At 62.2% G+C, this 16862-nt stretch carries 16 protein-coding genes; 7 read left to right on the top strand and 9 right to left on the bottom strand.

Annotation, left to right across the window (positions count from 1 at the left end; all coding sequences use genetic code 11):
* Window positions 1–20: 20 nt before the first annotated feature.
* The 5 genes from SJI03_RS20680 to bamC all read left to right on the top strand — a co-directional run bounded on the left by SJI03_RS20680 (window position 21) and on the right by bamC (window position 4257).
* Window positions 21–644, top strand: a complete 624-nt coding sequence (locus SJI03_RS20680) for an L-threonylcarbamoyladenylate synthase (RefSeq protein ID WP_035821164.1) — start codon at window positions 21–23, stop codon at window positions 642–644.
* An 83-nt stretch (window positions 645–727) separates the two neighbouring features.
* Complete coding sequence (locus SJI03_RS20685) at window positions 728–1405, top strand: site-2 protease family protein (protein ID WP_225242182.1); 678 nt, start codon at window positions 728–730, stop codon at window positions 1403–1405.
* A 42-nt stretch (window positions 1406–1447) separates the two neighbouring features.
* A complete protein-coding gene (locus SJI03_RS20690) occupies window positions 1448–2020 on the top strand; it encodes a class I SAM-dependent methyltransferase (RefSeq protein ID WP_322428399.1) in 573 nt (190 codons plus the stop codon).
* An 84-nt stretch (window positions 2021–2104) separates the two neighbouring features.
* Window positions 2105–2983: a 4-hydroxy-tetrahydrodipicolinate synthase gene (gene dapA / locus SJI03_RS20695; protein WP_034783351.1), complete on the top strand. Its 879-nt coding sequence runs from the start codon at window positions 2105–2107 to the stop codon at window positions 2981–2983.
* Window positions 2984–3063: 80 nt separating this feature from the next.
* Window positions 3064–4257: an outer membrane protein assembly factor BamC gene (gene bamC, locus SJI03_RS20700; protein WP_099379095.1), complete on the top strand. Its 1194-nt coding sequence runs from the start codon at window positions 3064–3066 to the stop codon at window positions 4255–4257.
* Between the two features lie 172 nt (window positions 4258–4429).
* On the opposite strand, the gene SJI03_RS20705 is transcribed toward bamC, so the two are convergent.
* Both SJI03_RS20705 and SJI03_RS20710 read right to left on the bottom strand, forming a co-directional pair.
* Complete coding sequence (locus SJI03_RS20705) at window positions 4430–4684, bottom strand: hypothetical protein (RefSeq protein ID WP_034783358.1); 255 nt, start codon at window positions 4682–4684, stop codon at window positions 4430–4432.
* A 354-nt stretch (window positions 4685–5038) separates the two neighbouring features.
* On the bottom strand, window positions 5039–6160 hold the full coding sequence (locus tag SJI03_RS20710) for a cupin domain-containing protein (RefSeq protein WP_322428400.1): 1122 nt from the start codon (window positions 6158–6160) through the stop codon (window positions 5039–5041).
* A 93-nt stretch (window positions 6161–6253) separates the two neighbouring features.
* On the opposite strand from SJI03_RS20710, the gene SJI03_RS20715 reads away from it, so the two are divergent.
* Window positions 6254–6805, top strand: coding sequence for an FKBP-type peptidyl-prolyl cis-trans isomerase (locus SJI03_RS20715; protein WP_099666953.1), 552 nt, complete (start codon window positions 6254–6256; stop codon window positions 6803–6805).
* Window positions 6806–6858: 53 nt separating this feature from the next.
* On the opposite strand, the gene SJI03_RS20720 is transcribed toward SJI03_RS20715, so the two are convergent.
* The 4 genes from SJI03_RS20720 to SJI03_RS20735 form a co-directional block, all read right to left on the bottom strand.
* Window positions 6859–7896 (bottom strand): hypothetical protein, encoded by a 1038-nt coding sequence (locus SJI03_RS20720; protein WP_322428401.1) that lies wholly within the window; start codon window positions 7894–7896, stop codon window positions 6859–6861.
* The gene (gene mutS, locus SJI03_RS20725; RefSeq protein ID WP_322428402.1) at window positions 7893–10583 is read right to left on the bottom strand and encodes a DNA mismatch repair protein MutS; all 2691 of its coding nucleotides are present in this window, start codon (window positions 10581–10583) and stop codon (window positions 7893–7895) included. Before mutS ends, SJI03_RS20720 begins: the two co-directional genes overlap by 4 nt.
* Before the next feature lie 246 nt (window positions 10584–10829).
* Window positions 10830–11387, bottom strand: coding sequence for a hypothetical protein (locus tag SJI03_RS20730; RefSeq protein ID WP_322428403.1), 558 nt, complete (start codon window positions 11385–11387; stop codon window positions 10830–10832).
* On the bottom strand, window positions 11384–13624 hold the full coding sequence (locus SJI03_RS20735; RefSeq protein WP_322428404.1) for a protein kinase domain-containing protein: 2241 nt from the start codon (window positions 13622–13624) through the stop codon (window positions 11384–11386). The genes SJI03_RS20730 and SJI03_RS20735 overlap by 4 nt, the downstream gene beginning before the upstream one ends.
* 310 nt (window positions 13625–13934) lie before the next feature.
* Between SJI03_RS20735 and SJI03_RS20740 the strand changes: the two genes are divergently transcribed.
* Complete coding sequence (locus SJI03_RS20740; protein ID WP_322428405.1) at window positions 13935–14198, top strand: PAAR domain-containing protein; 264 nt, start codon at window positions 13935–13937, stop codon at window positions 14196–14198.
* On the opposite strand, the gene SJI03_RS20745 is transcribed toward SJI03_RS20740, so the two are convergent.
* The 3 genes from SJI03_RS20745 to SJI03_RS20755 form a co-directional block, all read right to left on the bottom strand.
* Window positions 14195–15517 (bottom strand): aspartate aminotransferase family protein, encoded by a 1323-nt coding sequence (locus SJI03_RS20745; protein ID WP_322428406.1) that lies wholly within the window; start codon window positions 15515–15517, stop codon window positions 14195–14197. The genes SJI03_RS20740 and SJI03_RS20745 overlap by 4 nt on opposite strands.
* 81 nt (window positions 15518–15598) lie before the next feature.
* On the bottom strand, window positions 15599–16495 hold the full coding sequence (locus SJI03_RS20750) for a MurR/RpiR family transcriptional regulator (protein WP_322428407.1): 897 nt from the start codon (window positions 16493–16495) through the stop codon (window positions 15599–15601).
* A 44-nt stretch (window positions 16496–16539) separates the two neighbouring features.
* Window positions 16540–16824: a hypothetical protein gene (locus tag SJI03_RS20755; RefSeq protein ID WP_322428408.1), complete on the bottom strand. Its 285-nt coding sequence runs from the start codon at window positions 16822–16824 to the stop codon at window positions 16540–16542.
* Between the last annotated feature and the right edge of the window lie 38 nt (window positions 16825–16862).

Here is a 16862-nt window from a genome sequence, read left to right on the forward strand (position 1 = left end):
GTTCGCCAGAACGCTTAAACATGAGTCAATTTTTTCATATTCACCCTGACAATCCGCAATTGCGCCTGATCAAGCAGGCGGCGCAGATCATCCAGTCCGGCGGCGTCGTGGCCTTGCCGACCGATTCCTGCTACGCGCTGGTGTGCCAGCTCGACGACAAGGGCGCCGTCGAGCGCCTGCGCCGCATTCGTGGCGTGGATGAAAAGCACCATCTGACCTTGCTGTGCCGCGACTTGAGCGAGTTGGGCGTGTACGCCCGCGTGGACAATCGCCAGTTCCGCCTGCTCAAGGCGGCCACGCCGGGCGCCTATACCTTCATCCTGGAAGCGACGAAGGAAGTGCCGCGCCGCCTCAGCCATCCTTCGCGCAAGACCATCGGCCTGCGCGTGCCGCAACACCGTATCGTGCAATGCCTGCTGGAAGAGCTGGGCCAACCCTTGCTGGGCGCCACCCTGACCCTGCCCGGCGACGAAGACAGCCTGACGGATGCCGACACCATCCGCGAGCGGCTGGAAAAGCTGGTCGACCTGATCATCGATGGCGGTGTCTGCGCGCATGGCCCCAGTACCGTGATCGACCTGACGGGGCCGGAGCCGGAGGTGGTGCGCGTGGGACGCGGCGACCCGGCCGTGCTGGGTTTGTAGTGGCTGGCGCAGGGGGCCGAATTTACCTATCTTTAATGGCAACATAAGAAAGTGCCTGGGACGCCTCTGGTAGAATCGCGGTCATGAGCGATTTCAATACGATAGTCCAGACCATTGCGGTGTACCTGGTGCCGGTGCTGTTTGCCATTTCCCTGCATGAGGCGGCGCACGGCTACGCGGCCCGCTATTTCGGCGACCCCACGGCCTCGAACGAGGGCAGGCTGAGCCTCAATCCCATCCGGCATATCGATCCTTTCGGCACGATCCTGCTGCCCTTGATGCTGTATTTCACGATCCAGGTGCCGTTCGGCTATGCCAAGCCGGTGCCCGTCGATTTCAGCCGCCTGCGCAATCCGAAGAAGCAGATGGCGTGGGTGGCGTTTGCCGGGCCTGGCGCCAATTTCGTCATGGGCTTCGGCTGGATGATCGCCTTTGTCGTGCTCAGCGTTATGCCGCCGACGGAAATGGGCATGTTTTTCCGCAAGATGGCGGGCGCCGGCGTCAGCGTGAATGCGGCCATGTTCGTCTTTAACCTGATACCCGTGCCACCCCTCGATGGCGGACGCATCATGACGGGCTTGCTGCCGATGCAGTTGGCGCGTCCTTACGCCAGCATCGAGCGCTACAGCCTGTATGTGTTTGGCGCCCTGGTGCTGCTGATGTACACGGGCGTATTGAACCGCGCCTTGCTGGCGGCGATCGAATTTGTCATCGGCATTTTTGTCACCCTGGTCACGCCCCTGACGGCGCTATTGACTTGATGCCCTCAACTGGAAGTACGCAAATAATTGATGGAAGTACCGATGCAAGTAATTGAACCAACAATAGAAACCGAAGCGATTTCCGGTTGGGTACGCCGCTGGGCGCCCCTGGTCCCGGGCGGCGAAGTGCTGGACCTGGCCTGCGGCGCCGGCCGCCATGCGCGCCACCTGGTGAGCCTGGGCCACCCCGTGATCGCGCTCGACCATGATCCGGAAATGCTGGAAAAGGCGGCCGGCACGGGCATCACCACCTCGCTGGTGGACCTGGAAACGCCGGGCGCCGTGTGGCCGTTCGCCCCCGGCCGTTTTGCCGGCATCGTCGTCACCAATTATCTGCACCGGCCGCTGCTGGACGCCATGATTGCCAGCCTGGCGCCCGATGGCGTGCTCCTGTATGAAACGTTTGCCGAGGGTAATGAGCAGTTCGGCAAGCCGTCGAATCCGAAATTCCTGCTGAAGGAAGGCGAAATGCTGACCTGGGCGGTGCAGCAGGGCTTGCGTGTGGTAGCGTATGAGGATGGGCGCGTGGAACAGCCAAAAGCTGCTCTGGTGCAACGAATTTGCGCCGTCCGGCCGGATTTTCCACGGTTGGCAGCCCTGCTGCCGACGTTTTGAGCGGCCATACTATGTCAGAATGCACCACAGGCGCGGGCTATCCGCTACAATCGTTGTTTTATTTATCGGCGCTATAAACTTACTATGATCAAGGGCAGCATTGTAGCAATCGTCACCCCGATGCACGCAGACGGCAGTCTGGACTTTCCAGGTCTGCGCAAGCTGATCGACTGGCATATCGCCGAGGGTACGGACGGCATCGTCATCGTTGGCACGACGGGCGAATCGGCAACAGTCAGCGTGGAAGAACACTGCGAACTGATCCAGTTGACCGTCGAACATGCCAAGGGACGCATTCCTATCATCGCCGGCGCCGGAGGCAACTCCACGGCCGAGGCGATCAAACTGACGCGCTATGCGAAAGAAGCGGGCGCCGATGCTGTCTTGCAAGTGGTGCCGTACTACAACCGTCCTACCCAGGAAGGCATGTACCAGCACTTCAAGGCCATCGCCGAAGCCGTCGACATCCCCGTCATCCTGTACAACGTGCCGGGCCGCACGGTTGCCGACATGAGCAACGAAACCATCGTACGCCTGTCCGCCATCCCGAATATCGTTGGCGTGAAAGATGCGACCGGCAATATCGGCCGCGGCATCGACCTGCTGCGCCTGGTTCCAGCGGACTTCGCTGTGTACTCGGGCGACGATCCGACGGCCATGGCGCTGATGTTCTGCGGCGGCCACGGCAACATCTCCGTGACGGCCAACGTCGCGCCGCGCGCCATGCATGACATGTGCGTGGCAGCCATGGCGGGCGAGCGCGCCACGGCGATTGCCATCAATAACAAGGTTTTTCCTTTGCACCAGAAATTGTTTGTCGAGCCCAACCCGGTGCCCGTCAAATGGGCGCTGGCCGAAATGGGCCTGATGCCAGCTGGCATACGCTTGCCACTGGTGCCACTGGCTGAAAATTGCCATGCCACCGTGCGCGATGCCTTGCGCGACGCGGGCATCCTGTCTTAAGCCGAACTTCAAGCCCGGACTTGACCAGTCCGGACCTTCCCTGATTCCAGCTGCTACTTAGCTTCTTATCCAGTTACGACATGACTAATTGCAAGAAAACCCAATCGGCGCCTGCCACCATCGCCGTCCGCGGCATCGTCATCGGCGCCGTCGCAGCCAGCCTCGCGGGCTGCGGCATGATCAGTTCGGTAGTCGGCGGCGACAAGGTCGACTACAAGTCGGTCAAGAAAGCCAGCACCCTGGACGTGCCGCCTGACCTGACGCAATTGCAGCAGGACAACCGTTACTCCTTGCCGGATTCGAAAAACGGCGTGGCCACGGCTTCCGGCTATAACGCGCAGCGCAACGCCACGGCCGGCGCGCCCGTCATCGTGGGCGCCGACGGCGTGGTCGGTGTCGTGCCCGTCACGGCGGGTGGCGTGAAGGTCGAGCGCGCGGGCAACCAGCGCTGGCTGGTCGTCAAGCAATCGCCTGAAGTGCTGTGGCCGCAACTCAAGCAATTCTGGGAAGATTCGGGCTTTACCGTCGCCATCGACCAGCCAACGGCTGGCATCATGGAAACCGAGTGGAACGAGAACCGCGCCAAGCTGCCGCAAGACTTTATCCGCAATACCATCGGCAAGGCTTTCGATTCGATGTACTCGACCGGTGAAAAAGACAAGTTCCGCACCCGTGTGGAGCGTCTGGCCGATGGCTCGACCGAGATCTACATCAGCCACCGTGGCGTGGAAGAGGTCGTCACGGGCCGCGACAAGGAAACTACCACCTGGACCGCGCGTCCCAACGATCCTGGCCTGGAAGCGCAATTCCTGGCCAAGCTGATGACGCGCCTGGGCGCAGCCAGCGACGAAGCGCAAGCGAAGACGGCTGTCGACGGCGCCATCGTGCAGCCGCTGCACGCCAAGCTGGTGGGCGACGCCGCCACGCCGGCGCGCGCCATCGAAGTCGATGAAGGTTTCGACCGCGCCTGGCGCCGTGTCGGCCTGGCGCTGGACCGCGTGGGCTTCACCGTGGAAGACCGCGACCGCACGCAAGGCACGTATTTCGTGCGTTACGTCGATCCGGACGCGGTCAAGAAAGATGGTTTCTTCTCGAAACTGTTCAGCTGGGGTTCGTCCTCGGACAAGGACAAGGAAGCGCAGCGCTACCGCGTCCTCGTCAAGGCCGGCAATGGCTCGACCAGCCTGGTCAGCATCCTCAGCAACGAAGGCCAGCCGGATGTCTCGCCAGTGGCCGAGAAGATCCTGGGCCTGCTGAACGAGCAGTTGAAATAAGTGCTGTGACAGCAGCAGGTTTGAAAACCTGCCGCGCATTAAAAAGGCTGGCCCGGTGCAAACCGGGTCAGCCTTTTTTATTGCCTGCGTCCGGCGTCATATCTTGCGGACAAAACGCCGGACGCAAAAAAGCCGACCCGAGGGTCGGCTTTTCCTAGTGCAGGGTGCTAAATTACTTAGCAGCCGATGCAGCAGCCGAAGCAGCCGAAGCAGCGTCGGTAGCGGCCGAAGCGGCAGCCGAAGCAGCAGCAGCAGCGTCGGTAGCGGCCGAAGCAGCAGCGTCAGCAGCAGCAGCTGGAGCAGCTTCAACTGCTGGTGCTGGTGCTGGGGTTTCAACTACTGGTGCTGGTGCAGGAGCTTCTTCTTTTTTGCTGCAAGCAGCCAGAGCAACAACCATCAGGGAGGCGATCAGCAGGGATTTTTTCATTTGTTTTCCTTAATTATTTCAAAAAATAAATCAATATTGTTGCGATGAATAATTACCGGTAATTATCGCTCGTTAGGTCGTCTTCGAAGGCTTTTCGTACCAGGTGGTGCCTGCCAGACAACGGAAACTTCCTAACCGAATATTATAGCGATTTTTGGTGCGTCGCAATAGGAGCAAGAGGCAAATTCGCAACTATTTTGTGATATCGCAATATTTGCCGAAGCAAATTGCAAGCAAGTGTAAGCGATTTGCGAAAGCGCGACAAAACGATATAAAAATAATATGTTTTTATTGCGCTAACGCAGATGCTGTTATTTTACCTACTGTAATACCACTTTGCTACGCCGCACCCATTCAAGCCAGTTCGATCCAGCCATCCTGATACCACGTATATAAGGCATCCATCACGTCATCGGAAGCCTGGGCCACGGCGGCGCCATCGAGCGCGCGTTCGTTGGCCAGGGTTTCCAGGGCCGTTTTATCGGCCTTGCCAATGGCAAACGATTCGCCATTGATGAAGACATTCTTGCCACGATACAGCATCAGCGTCTTGCGCGACAACACTACCCCCTTTTTCTGTGCGGCGTCCGCGAAGCGGCCCACCGTCAGCGGCTTGGACAGCGGCGTGAAAAATACATTGTGTTTCGGTTCCGACAGGTGTTCACCGAGGAAAATGGTCACGTCCTCTTCCGTGAAGCGCACCTTGTTCATTTCTTCCGCGATGGTGCTGAGCATTTCACGGGGGATTTCCGCCGGTTTGCCCGACGCTTTCAGGTCCGGATCGCTATAGATGCCCGGCAAGTCGATCGAGTCGGCCATGAATTGCAGGAAAGCTTCGCCCAGTTCCTGAAACGTCGGCGAGCGGAAGCCGATCGAATACGTCTGGCAATCGCCAATGGCCACGCCGTCGTGCGCGTAGTGGGGCGGCAAATACAGCATGTCGCCCGGTTCCAGCGTGAATTCTTCGTCGGGCGTGAAGTTGCTGAGGATTTTCAGCGGCAAGCCGTCGATCAGGCTCAAGTCTTTCTGCGCGCCGATGCGCCAGTGGCGCTTGCCCTGGCCTTGCAGCAGGAACACGTCATAGGAATCGAAATGCGGGCCCACGCCGCCGCCATCGGTGGCAAAGCTGACCATCAGGTCGTCCAGGCGCGCGTCCGGCAGGAAACGGAACTGGCGCAGCAGGGCGTCGGCCTTGGCGCTGTGCAGGTTGGCGCCCTGCACCAGCAGGGTCCATTCCTTCTGTTTCAGCGAAGGCACGCTGGTCAGCGGGCCTTGCTGCATGTTCCAGTGGCCATCCGCATGGCTGACCAGGCGCGATTCGACGTGATCGAGGGTAGCCAGCTCGGCCAGGGCCTTGAAATCGAACAGCGCCTTGAAGCCAGGCACGGCTTGACGGATCAACAAGGGTTTTTTATGCCAGTAGTCGCGCAGGAATTGCGCCGGCGTGATATCGCCGAGGAGAGTTAATGTTTTCATGCGCCCATTATAACAACCGGAAATGCAGGAATGCGCCTGCCGTTGGCGGCGTGAAGGTATAATTTGCCAGCTTATACAATGAAAGGAAGCATAATGAAGATTGCCAAAAATACGGTCGTGACTGTCAACTACAAACTGTCAGACGCGCAAGACAATCTGATCGAAGACGGCCGCCAGCCGATGGTCTACCTGCACGGTGATTATGAAAACACCCTGCCAAAGATCGAAGAAGAGCTCGACGGCAAGGAAGTTGGCTATTCCAACACGATCCAGATCGAACCGGATGATGCTTTCGGTGAATACGATCCAGCCCTGGTGAAGGTCGAGCCGCGCAATCGCCTGCCTGAGCCGCTGGAAGTGGGCATGCAGTTCGAAGGCATGCCGGAAAGCGACTCGCCGGACGAAGAAGCGATGATCTTCACGGTCACCGACATCGCCGACGACAAGGTCGTGCTGGATGGTAACCATCCTCTGGCCGGCATCGCGCTGCGCTTCTCGCTGACCGTCGCTGACGTGCGCGAAGCCACCGAAGAAGAAATCGCCCATGGCCACGTGCATGGCGCACACGGCCATGACCATGGCGATGAAGATGATGAAGGCGAAGGCGAAGAGGGCGACCACTTCCGTACGCATCCGATTCATTAATACTGCTTGTTCCAGGCCGGCTCTATGCCGGCCTGTTCGTTTGTGCGCTGTTACTAACGGCGCACAGTCGACGCCTTGGCGCGCGCCTGCGCCGATGGGCGGGTAGCGCGTTGACGCACCTCAAAGAATGGCGTCTTGCCGGGCCGCACGGCGATGGCGGACCAGTCGTTGTCGATGCTGACGTGGCCCAGGTTGCCTTTCCAGCTGATCTTCGGCCCGCCTGCCCTGGCTGCGGCCTTTTTACTCTTGCCTTCCTTGCCGTCCGCGTCGCCATCGCGCTGCGTATCGACCAATAAGACCTTGCCACTGAATTTCTTCGCCAGGGTGCGGATCTGTTTGCGCGGTCCGGCAAAGCCGTCCTGTTTCGAGCTGAAGCTGGGCAGCAGCGAATTGTCGTCTTCATCGAGCGCGCCCACGTCGCCATCGGAAAACAGCACGATGCCGTCGAGCTGCTTGCGCTGCGCCATGGCGAACAGGCGCTGCAGCCAGGAACGGTTGGCGACCAGGCGGTCTTCGAATTCGCTGTTGCGTCCCGCTTCCGGTAGGAAATGGTTGTTATTCGCGGGCAGGTTGACGGTGGCAAACAGCACGCCGCCGTATTCCCAGTGGGCATTTTCCGCATAGCTGCGGAACTTCGCCGTCGATGATAATCGCGACAGGGTCAGCTTGCGCTGGCCCAGGCTCTGGTCGTCGGCAAAATACACGTCGCGCAGTCGGTTCAGGCGCTCGATGGCGTTGACCCTGCCGCGCGAATTGCGGCAGTTGGCCCAGTCGCTGGCCGACAGCGAGACGATCAGCGGCGGGCCGCTGGCGTCCAGCAAATCCTTGCGCTGGCCATACAGCTTGTCGCTGCACGACTCACTGGCGGCCTTGATGCCGGTGGCCACGACGAACGACGCATTGAAGGCGCTGGTGTCGGCGATGGCTTTTTTCAGGGGACCATCGTCCGGCCCCGCGTTGAAGGAATGGCCCAGCACGGCAAACTCGAAGCCGGCCTGATCGCTTTGGGCGGCCAGCGCCGCTTGCCATGGCAGGCTGGCAGCCAGCAAGCCGGCAGCCAGCAGGCGTATCGTGCCGCGCCGGCAGGTCATGCGGCGGCCAGCCGTTTCAACTGGTACAACTGCTCCAGCGCATCGCGCGGCGTGAGCGCATCGGGATCGAGGTCGGCGATGGCGTCGAGCAAGGCTTGCTGCGCCGCATTCAGCGCGGCCAGCGGCGCCGCTTCCTCTTCTTCCTCTTGCGCATATGGATCGGTTGCCGGCGCGGCGAACAGGTCGCGTTGCGGCGTGGCGTCGAGCGCCTGCGCTTCCAGGCGCGCCAGATGCTTGCGCGCAGCCTTGATCACGGGCTGCGGCACGCCAGCCAGCTGCGCCACCTGCAAGCCATAGCTTTGCGAAGCGGGACCGGCTTGCACGGCGTGCAGGAAGACGATGCTGTCCTTGTGTTCGACGGCGGACAAATGCACGTTGGCGGCGCTCGGGTGGCTGTCCGGCAATTGCGTCAGCTCAAAGTAATGCGTGGCAAACAGGGTGAAACTGCGGCTGGTATCGATCAGATGGCGGGCGATGGCCCACGCCAGGGCCAGGCCGTCGAAGGTCGAGGTGCCTCGGCCCACTTCATCCATCAGCACCAGCGAGTGCTCGGTGGCGCCGTTGAGGATCGCTGCCGATTCCGTCATTTCCACCATGAAGGTCGAGCGTCCGCCCGCCAGGTCGTCGGTGGCGCCGATGCGCGTGAAGATGCGGTCGATGGGGCCGATGGTGGCGGACGCGGCCGGCACGTAGCTGCCCACGTAGGCCAGCAAGGTGATCAGGGCCACCTGGCGCATGAAGGTCGATTTACCGCCCATGTTCGGACCGGTAATCAACAGCAAACGGCGTTCGTTGACGAAGCGGCAGTCGTTGGCGATGAAGCGTTCGATCTGCTTTTCCACCACGGGGTGGCGGCCTTCGACGATGTTGATACACGGCTCGTCGACCAGTTGCGGCGCGGCCCAGTTGTGCTGCTGCGCATGTTCCGTCAGCGCGTTCAGGGTGTCGAGCTGGGCCAGGCCCTGCGAAATGGTCTGCAGGGTGCCGATGTGCGGCGCCAGGTCGGCCAGCAGCAGGTCGTACAGCATCTTTTCGCGCACCAGCGCCTTGTCTTGCGCCGACAGGGCCTTGTCTTCGAACACCTTCAATTCCGGCGTGATGTAGCGTTCGGCGTTCTTCAGGGTCTGGCGGCGGCGGTAGTCGTCCGGCACCTTGTCCGTCTGGCCGTGCGTGACTTCAATATAGAAGCCGTGCACCTTGTTGTATTCCACGCGCAAATTGGCGATGCCCGTGCGCGCCCGTTCGCGCGTTTCCAGGTCGAGCAGGAACTGGCCCGCGTTTTCCGACAGGGCGCGCAATTCGTCCAGTTCGGCGTCGAAGCCGGTGGCAAACACGCCGCCGTCGCGCACCATAGCGGCCGGTTCCTGCGCCACGGCGCGCACCAGCAAGTCCAGGCAGGCCGTTGGTGTGGCCAGCGCCGCGTGGATGGCGGCCAGCAAGCCGGTTTCGCCGCCCTGGCCAGGACCATAACAACGGACGACGTCGCCGCGCAGGGCCGGCAGTTGCAGCAGGCCGTCGCGCAGGGCTGCCAGATCGCGCGGACGCGCCGACAGCAGCGCGATGCGCGTGGTGATGCGTTCGATATCGGGTACTTGCGCCAGGGTGGCGGCGAGCGGTCCCGCCGCTTCGCTTTGCGCCAGCGCGGCGATGGCTTCATGGCGCGCGCGCGCCACGTTCTGGTCGCGCCGCGCATGGTGCAGCCAATGGCGTAGCATGCGCGAACCCATGGCCGTGCGGCAATGGTCGAGCAGAGAGAACAGCGTAGGCGATTCCTGGCCGCGGATGGTTTCCGTCAACTCCAGGTTGCGCCGCGTGGCCGCGTCCAGTCCGATGAATTCGCTTTCCGTTTCCGTCGTCAATGAGCGCACGTGCTGCAAGCCGCGTCCCTGCGTCGATTGCGCATAGCGCAGCAGGGCGCCGGCCGCGCCGAACGCGGCGCCGAGGCCATCGGCGCCAAAACCCGTCAAGGTCGCCACGCCCAATTGATCCAGCAGGGCCTTGTGGCCGCCGACCACGTCGAAATGCCAGTCCGGCACGCGGTTGATGTGCGTGCCCGCGTAGTCATCGAACAGGTTGCCATTGTCGCCGCTGAGAATTTCAGCCGGCACGATGCGCTCGAGCTCCTGCTGCAAGCGTACGGCCACGGTGCTGCTGTCGCCGGAAAACTCCATCAGCTTCAAGGCGCCGCTGGCCAGCGACAGCCAGGCCAGACCCGTCGTCACCGTCTTGCGCTGCGTGATGCTGCACATGGCCAGCAGCGGGCGCTCGGCTTTCTCTGGCAGCAAGTCCGCATCCGTCAAGGTGCCGGGCGTGACCACGCGCATGACCTTGCGCTCGACGGGACCCTTGCTGGTGGCCGGGTCGCCGATCTGTTCGCAAATGGCCACCGACTCGCCCAGCTTGACCAGCTTGGCCAGGTAGCCATCGAGCGAATGAAACGGCACGCCGCACATCTTGATCGGGTTGCCACTGGCCACGCCGCGCGCCGTCAAGGTAATGCCCAGCAGGCGCGAGGCTTTTTCCGCATCCTCGAAAAACAGCTCGTAGAAATCACCCATGCGGTAGAAGACCAGCATCGTCGGGTGGTTTTCCTTGATGCCTAAATATTGCTGCATCATCGGAGTAAGCTTTTCAGCCGAATTTTTCTTTGCCGCGGCGGCGTTGATTTCTTTTGGGACGGTGGTCATGTGTTCTTTGTCGTTGGTCCGGCGGCAGGAAAAGGCGTGCCTGCCGGGCTGTGTGTGGTGCTGTGTGCAGTCAAGGCCGCGCCAGGGGGCGGAGCTTGGGTTCAAGGCCGTCATTTTACCGCTTTCGGCGGGCGGGGCGGCGTATTGCGTGTGGGTGTGAAAAAGCCGCGCCGGTGGAGGTGGCGCGGCTTGGAGTGTGGAGTGGGTCGGCGCTGTCCGCGCGGCGCTTGCGCCACGCGTCAGCTGTTACATGTCGATCGAGCCGCCGACTGAGCTTTCCGGATCGAAGGCCAAGACGCGCAGTTCCGGTTGCACGCCTTCACCGCGCAAGATGCGCACGGTAATGACAAAGGATAATTCCCAGCGGCCTTTTGTATGACCTACGTCCAGCGTATGCTTCCATTCCTGGCGAATGCGGCGCAGGTCCGGCAGTTCAGGGTCTGGCGGCAGCAGGTGCGACTCGAAATCCAGTTGCAGTGGATAGGCGGCGCCTATGGCTTGCAGGAATGGCGAGGGGGGCGAGTAAACGGTCGGCACATTTGGGCCAATCTGCGTCAGTTGCGGAATGGTGACGATGCAGCAATCAACGATCTGGAATGAGGTGAAGCCGCTTTTCTTGGAGCCGCAGCAATTGACATCCAGGTAGACATGCTGTCCTGGCTGAAAGTGCACACCGCCCATATATTCGCCGTGGCGTGGGTCCGCGGTACCATCGCAAGAGATAAATTTGTAGTCCAACTCGCTGCTGGTCTGGTCTGCATCAAAATGTACGGATAGTTTCATCCAAGGGCTTACAGGCGTCATGTTTTACGATCTCTTTTGAGGTTAATAATAAACTGCTGGTAGCGAGCATCTCGCCTGAGGTTCAACAGATCGGGTGCAGTCTCGATCAGATTGACGGGGTAGCCGAGTTTGGCCGCTTGTTGTAGCGCCGCCAGCGCCTCGTCGTGATTGCCGATCAGCTCATGAGTCAGGGCGGCACGGAACTGTACGTCTGCCACTTCGCCGGACAATTCCAGCGCCTGTTTGAGCCGTGCCTGCGCTTCCTTTGCCTCTCCTACGTAGGCACGGTACAGCGCCATGCGCGAATGGATGATCGCGTTATCCTTCCGGCGCTGCAAAATGGGTGTCAACAGTGCTATGGCGCGGCGGTAGGAATCCGTCGATGCAGCGGCCTGGGCTGGAATCCAGCGTTGCGCGTCGGCCAGGTTAGCCCACAGTAAATAGGTGTTCGGGCTGCCCTTGCTGGAGGACACGGCATTCTTGAACGCTTCCACCGCACCCAGGTAGTCGGCCTTGGCGAACAGCGAGGCGCCCAGATTGTTGTACAGCTCCCAGTGTGGCTGGATTTGCAAGCCCTGCTGCAGAACGCGCAAGGCTTCATCGTTGCGGTCCAGCCGCAGGAGGGTGGCATTCAGGTAGGCATAGGCGTTCGATGATTGCGGATCAAGCTCGATAGCCCTGCGGAACGACTTTTCCGCATGGGTGTAGGCGGACTGGCGAAAGTGCAGCATACCCTGCATGATGTGAAACAGACGTTCGTGCGGGTAGATAAGTTGTGCCTTGTCGATGACGGATTGTGCCAGATCAAATTTTTGCACATTCATCAGCACGCGTATCTTGCCCATGTGCGCCAGCAGATTTTGTGGATCCAGGTTCAATGCTGCAGCGGTACTTTTCAGGGATGCCTCGGACTGTCCCTTCAGTTCCTGCACCCAAGCTTGCGCGACATGAGCCAGCGCAAGTTGGTTATCCTCCACCAATGCCTGCTGGGCACTGGCATCGGCACGCTGCAGCCAGGTTTCGTCTCGGCCATTGCCCACGTAGCGCTGGCTATATGCCAGGGATAGGCCTGCCGCCGCTGCCGCACTCTTCGGATTGTGCGTCAGCACAGTGGTGAATTGCTCGATGGCTTTCGCCTGGCTCGTATCGCGATCAAACACCCGCAACGCCTCCATCCCCGCCGCCATGCTGGCCATTTCCGAATATGGCGCGGGCGCCTTTTCGCCTGTGACGAACGATTTGACGGTAGGAACGATATTGGGCAGCTGCCATCCCGCCAGTACCGCCAGCAGCGCCACGCCCGCGCCCCATTTCAGGGTGCGCTTGCGTGGCAGGGGCAGGCGGATGGAGACGCTGGCGGGCGGTTCTTCTTTTGCAGGCGTCTCGTCGGCAAGGGGCGTGGCCATGGTGAGCGGTTCCCCGCGCTGCGCGCCAATCGCTTCGCGCACATCGCGCATGGTGCGTGGCCGTTCCGCCGGGTCGTGCGCCGTCATCGCGCGCACGAGGGCGTTGATGGTGGGCGGGACGGAGTCGGGCAGGTCGGGCCAGGCTTCCGTCGCCTGCATGTGGGCGGCGGCCAGGGCCAGGCCGTTCAGGTGGGCGAAGTGGCGCTGGCCGGCCAGCAGTTCGTACAGCATGGCGCCCAGCGCATAGACGTCGCCGCGCGTGTCGGGCAGGCGGCCCATCAGGCGCTCGGGCGCCATGTAGGCGATCGTGCCCTGCAAGTCGCACAGGGTGGTCGTTTGCGTTGCTTGCGGGTCGATGTGGCGGGCCAGGCCGAAGTCGAGGATGCGCACCTTGCCATCCGCTTCCAGCATCAGGTTCGATGGTTTCAGGTCGCCGTGCACGAGATCCATGGCGTGCGCCTCGTCCATGGCGTCGGCGATCTGGTAGGCGATGTCGAGCGCCGCTTGCAGGTCAGCCTTGCCGCTGTGCATGAACTGGCCCAGGGTCTGGCCTTCGACCAGTTCCATGACGATGGACTGGCTCGTGCCCTGGCCCTCGATGGCAAAGATGCGCACGAAGGCCGCATGCTTGAGCGAGGCGGCCAGGCGCGCTTCATTGATGAGTTTTTCCGGATGCAGCACGTCGGCTTGCGGTTTCAGGCGCTTGAGCGCCACGCTGCGGCACAGCTTGGCATCCCAGGCTTCGAATACATGGCCGAAACCGCCTTCGCCCAGCAAGCGGCGCACTTCATAGTGCCCGCTGATCGTGTCGTCTTGCGGTGGGGTCTGACGCAGGGAGTCGAGCAGTTCCATATACCTTGGCTTCAGAGTGCATCAACGTGGGCGTCAAGCATCGAAAAGGGGTAATGCGATGTTTGAATCCTCAAGATGATTGATTTTGAGTAACTTCCTGATTTAAAACGATTGTTTCGAATAAGTCAATTAATATTGACAAGGAGTGAACAAAAGCTGCCATTGACGGCGATTGTCATGTCGGCGGCGGGCAAGCCGTCAATGTGCTCGAACGCAATGACGACTGTTGCGTAGCGCCCGATAATGCAAACGGGAGCGGCACCGTATGGACCGGTGCCGCGGTATGCGCTGGACAGGAACAGGAGGCAGTATGCGTGGCGTGATCCGCTTGAACGACCCCACCAGCCATGGCGGCAAGGTGGTGGGCGCGGCGCCGAACAGTACGGTACTGGGCGTGGCCGTGGCGCGCAAGGGCGACCCTTGCGTGTGCCCGATCAAGGGCCATGTGCGCTGCGTGATCGCCGAGGGCGATCCGCAGGTGCTGATCGATGGCGTGCCCGTGGCCTTCGAGGGTCACAAGACCAGCTGCGGTGCCAGCCTGATGTCCACCGTGGGCAACAGCGGGCGGGGTTAGACGACGCAGGCGTCGATGGCCGCGCCCAGCTTGTCGACAATTTCATCGACGTGGCTGGTGTCGATGATGTAGGGGGGCGCCAGCAGGATGTGGTCGCCATGCAGGCCATCGATGGTGCCGCCCATGGGGTAGCACATCAGTCCGTTTTGCATGGCGTGCGCCTTGATGCGCGCGTGCAGGCGGCTGGCCGGGTCGAACGGCTGCTTGCTGGCGCGGTCCTGCACCAGTTCCAGGCCCAGGAACAGGCCGCGGCCGCGGATGTCGCCCACGTGCGCATGGCCGTCGAAACGCGCCTGCAGCCGCTCCTGCAGCAAGTCGCCCATGGCGCGCACGTTGGCCAGCAAATCGCGTTCCTCGATCTGCCGCTGCACGGCCAGGGCGGCGGCGCAGGCCGTGGCGTGGCCGATATACGTGTGGCCGTGCTGAAAAAAGCCCGTGCCGGCGCGGATCGTGTTGCGGATATCCTTCGATACCATCACGGCGCCGATGGGCTGGTAGCCGGCACCGAGGCCCTTGGCGATGCAGATCAGGTCAGCCGTGATGCCTTCCTGCTCGCAGGCGAACAGGCTGCCCGTGCGCCCCATGCCGCACATGACTTCGTCGAGGATCAACAGGATGCCGTGGCGCTGGCAGATGGCGCGCATGCGCGCAAAATAGCCGGCGACGGCGGGCAGGGCGCCGGCCGTGGCGCCGACGACGGGTTCGGCGATGAAGGCCATGACGTTGTCCGCGCCCAGTGCGGCGATATGGTCTTCCAGCTCCTGGCCCAGGCGCGCCACGTAGTCGCCGTCCGTTTCATGCGCTTGCTGGTCGCGCCAGGCGTAGCAGGGCGACACGTGGGTGACGCCTATCAGCAACGGCTCGAACTGCTGGCGGCGCCAGGCATTGCCACCCGTGGCCAGCGCACCCAGGGTGTTGCCATGGTAGCTCTGGCGGCGCGCGATGACGTGGCGGCGCTGCGGCTGGTCCCGCTCGACAAAATACTGGCGCGCCATCTTGAGCGCGCTTTCCACCGCTTCCGAACCGCCAGAGACGAAATATACGCTGTCGATACCGGCAGGCGCGCGGGCGACGAGGAAATCGGCCAGCTGCTCCATCGGCTCGCTGGTGAAAAACGAGCTGTGCGCGTACGCCATCTTGGCAACCTGCTGCTGCACGGCGGCGATGACGGCCGCATCGGAATGGCCGAGGCAAGAGACGGCCGCGCCACCGCAGGCGTCCAGGTAGCGCTTGCCATCCGCATCGATCAGGTAAGGGCCATCGCCGCCCGTGGCGACAGGATAGCTGGCGGTCAAGCTGCGGTGGAAGACGTGGCTCATGGCATCGCTTTCTTATCGGCAAGGGAGATGGCCGATTATAGGCTGCGTTGCACCGTATTGCAACGTTCGATGTATTTTTTTCTAATTTACATCATTTGATGTTTTTGCGTAGGCGCCCAGCGCCCGCAACTGGCTTTCCGCCGCGCCGATGGCCGTAACGGCATCGGGCCCCGCGCGCGCCACCAGCAATTCCACCAGGCTTTCCACGGCCGCGACGCCGGCCACGATGGAGGGAAAGAACGACGGGCTGTCGACGGCGATGACGATGCTGGCGTCGGCCTGCAGGGCCAGCGGCGACATGGCGCTGTCGCTGATGGCGACCACCTGGCAGCCGGCCTGGCGCGCCGCCTGCGCTACCAGCAGCGCTTCGCTCGAATACGGCGCGAAGCTGATGACGACGACGGCTTCGTTCGCCTGCAGGGCGCGCAAGTCCATCTCCAGCGTGCCGCCCTGGCCGCTCAGCAGCTGCACGCTGGGGCGCAGCAAGCGGTACAGATAGTGCAGGGTGTAGGCGATCGGGTGGGCGGCGCGAAAGCCGGCCACGTGCACGCGGGGCGCCGCCTGCAGCAGGCCGGCGGCCGCATCCAGGGCGGCGTGGTTGGCGCTTTCCGTGGCGGCCAGATTGCGCTGCTGCGCCGTGAACACTTCGGTGACCAGGTCGCGCTCTTTTCCCTCTTTGCCAGCCAGCGCGCCGGCCTTTGCCGCATAGCCGCTTGGCCCCGCGCGCAGGCGTTCGACGAAGATGGCTTTCAGTTCCGGCCAGCCGGCAAAGCCCAGCTGTTGCGCCAGGCGCACGAGGGCGGCCGATTGCACTTGCGCGCGCGCGGCGATGCTGCGCATCGACGACACGGCCACTTCGTCAGGATGGTCGGCCAGGTAGCGCGCGCCAGCCTGGAATTGCGGGCTCAGTGCCGCATGGCGCGCCTTGATCAGGTCCATCAGTGCCGCATAGGAATCGTGGGGTGTCGCTGCCTGCATCGCCGTGCCTCATTGGATAGGTTGCGGCGATGGTACAGGATTCGTCAGCGCGCCGGTAGCGGTGCGCCTTGCGCCAGGGCAGCCGTGCGTGGACGCAGGCGGGCAAACAGGTGCGGCCCGGCCGGCTTGCGGCGCGGTCCCGTCGTCAGCACGCGCAAGGCGGTGGGCAGCGGCACGTCGTGGCAGTGCAGGAACAGGGCGGCGGCGCCCGTGCCGGCCATTTCCTGCAAGGCCAGCGCATGTTCGACCAGCGCCGCCGTGCGCATGTCGAGCCGCACCGGGATGTCGGGTTGAAATAGCTGTGTGTCGACGTGCCGTGCATCGCGCATGCTGTCCCCGCCGGGTTCGATGGTCAGACTGCCAGCAT

The organism is Janthinobacterium sp. GMG1 (assembly GCF_034427795.1).
Lineage (GTDB): Bacteria > Pseudomonadota > Gammaproteobacteria > Burkholderiales > Burkholderiaceae_D > Janthinobacterium.

Coding starts and splice junctions, on each gene's coding strand:
- SJI03_RS20680 (WP_035821164.1), top strand. CDS start 21: ATGAGTCAATTTTTTCATATTCACCCTGACAATCCGCAATTGCGCCTG.
- SJI03_RS20685 (WP_225242182.1), top strand. CDS start 728: ATGAGCGATTTCAATACGATAGTCCAGACCATTGCGGTGTACCTGGTG.
- SJI03_RS20690 (WP_322428399.1), top strand. CDS start 1,448: ATGCAAGTAATTGAACCAACAATAGAAACCGAAGCGATTTCCGGTTGG.
- dapA (WP_034783351.1), top strand. CDS start 2,105: ATGATCAAGGGCAGCATTGTAGCAATCGTCACCCCGATGCACGCAGAC.
- bamC (WP_099379095.1), top strand. CDS start 3,064: ATGACTAATTGCAAGAAAACCCAATCGGCGCCTGCCACCATCGCCGTC.
- SJI03_RS20705 (WP_034783358.1), bottom strand. CDS start 4,684: ATGAAAAAATCCCTGCTGATCGCCTCCCTGATGGTTGTTGCTCTGGCT.
- SJI03_RS20710 (WP_322428400.1), bottom strand. CDS start 6,160: ATGAAAACATTAACTCTCCTCGGCGATATCACGCCGGCGCAATTCCTG.
- SJI03_RS20715 (WP_099666953.1), top strand. CDS start 6,254: ATGAAGATTGCCAAAAATACGGTCGTGACTGTCAACTACAAACTGTCA.
- SJI03_RS20720 (WP_322428401.1), bottom strand. CDS start 7,896: ATGACCTGCCGGCGCGGCACGATACGCCTGCTGGCTGCCGGCTTGCTG.
- mutS (WP_322428402.1), bottom strand. CDS start 10,583: ATGACCACCGTCCCAAAAGAAATCAACGCCGCCGCGGCAAAGAAAAAT.
- SJI03_RS20730 (WP_322428403.1), bottom strand. CDS start 11,387: ATGACGCCTGTAAGCCCTTGGATGAAACTATCCGTACATTTTGATGCA.
- SJI03_RS20735 (WP_322428404.1), bottom strand. CDS start 13,624: ATGGAACTGCTCGACTCCCTGCGTCAGACCCCACCGCAAGACGACACG.
- SJI03_RS20740 (WP_322428405.1), top strand. CDS start 13,935: ATGCGTGGCGTGATCCGCTTGAACGACCCCACCAGCCATGGCGGCAAG.
- SJI03_RS20745 (WP_322428406.1), bottom strand. CDS start 15,517: ATGAGCCACGTCTTCCACCGCAGCTTGACCGCCAGCTATCCTGTCGCC.
- SJI03_RS20750 (WP_322428407.1), bottom strand. CDS start 16,495: ATGCAGGCAGCGACACCCCACGATTCCTATGCGGCACTGATGGACCTG.
- SJI03_RS20755 (WP_322428408.1), bottom strand. CDS start 16,824: ATGCGCGATGCACGGCACGTCGACACACAGCTATTTCAACCCGACATC.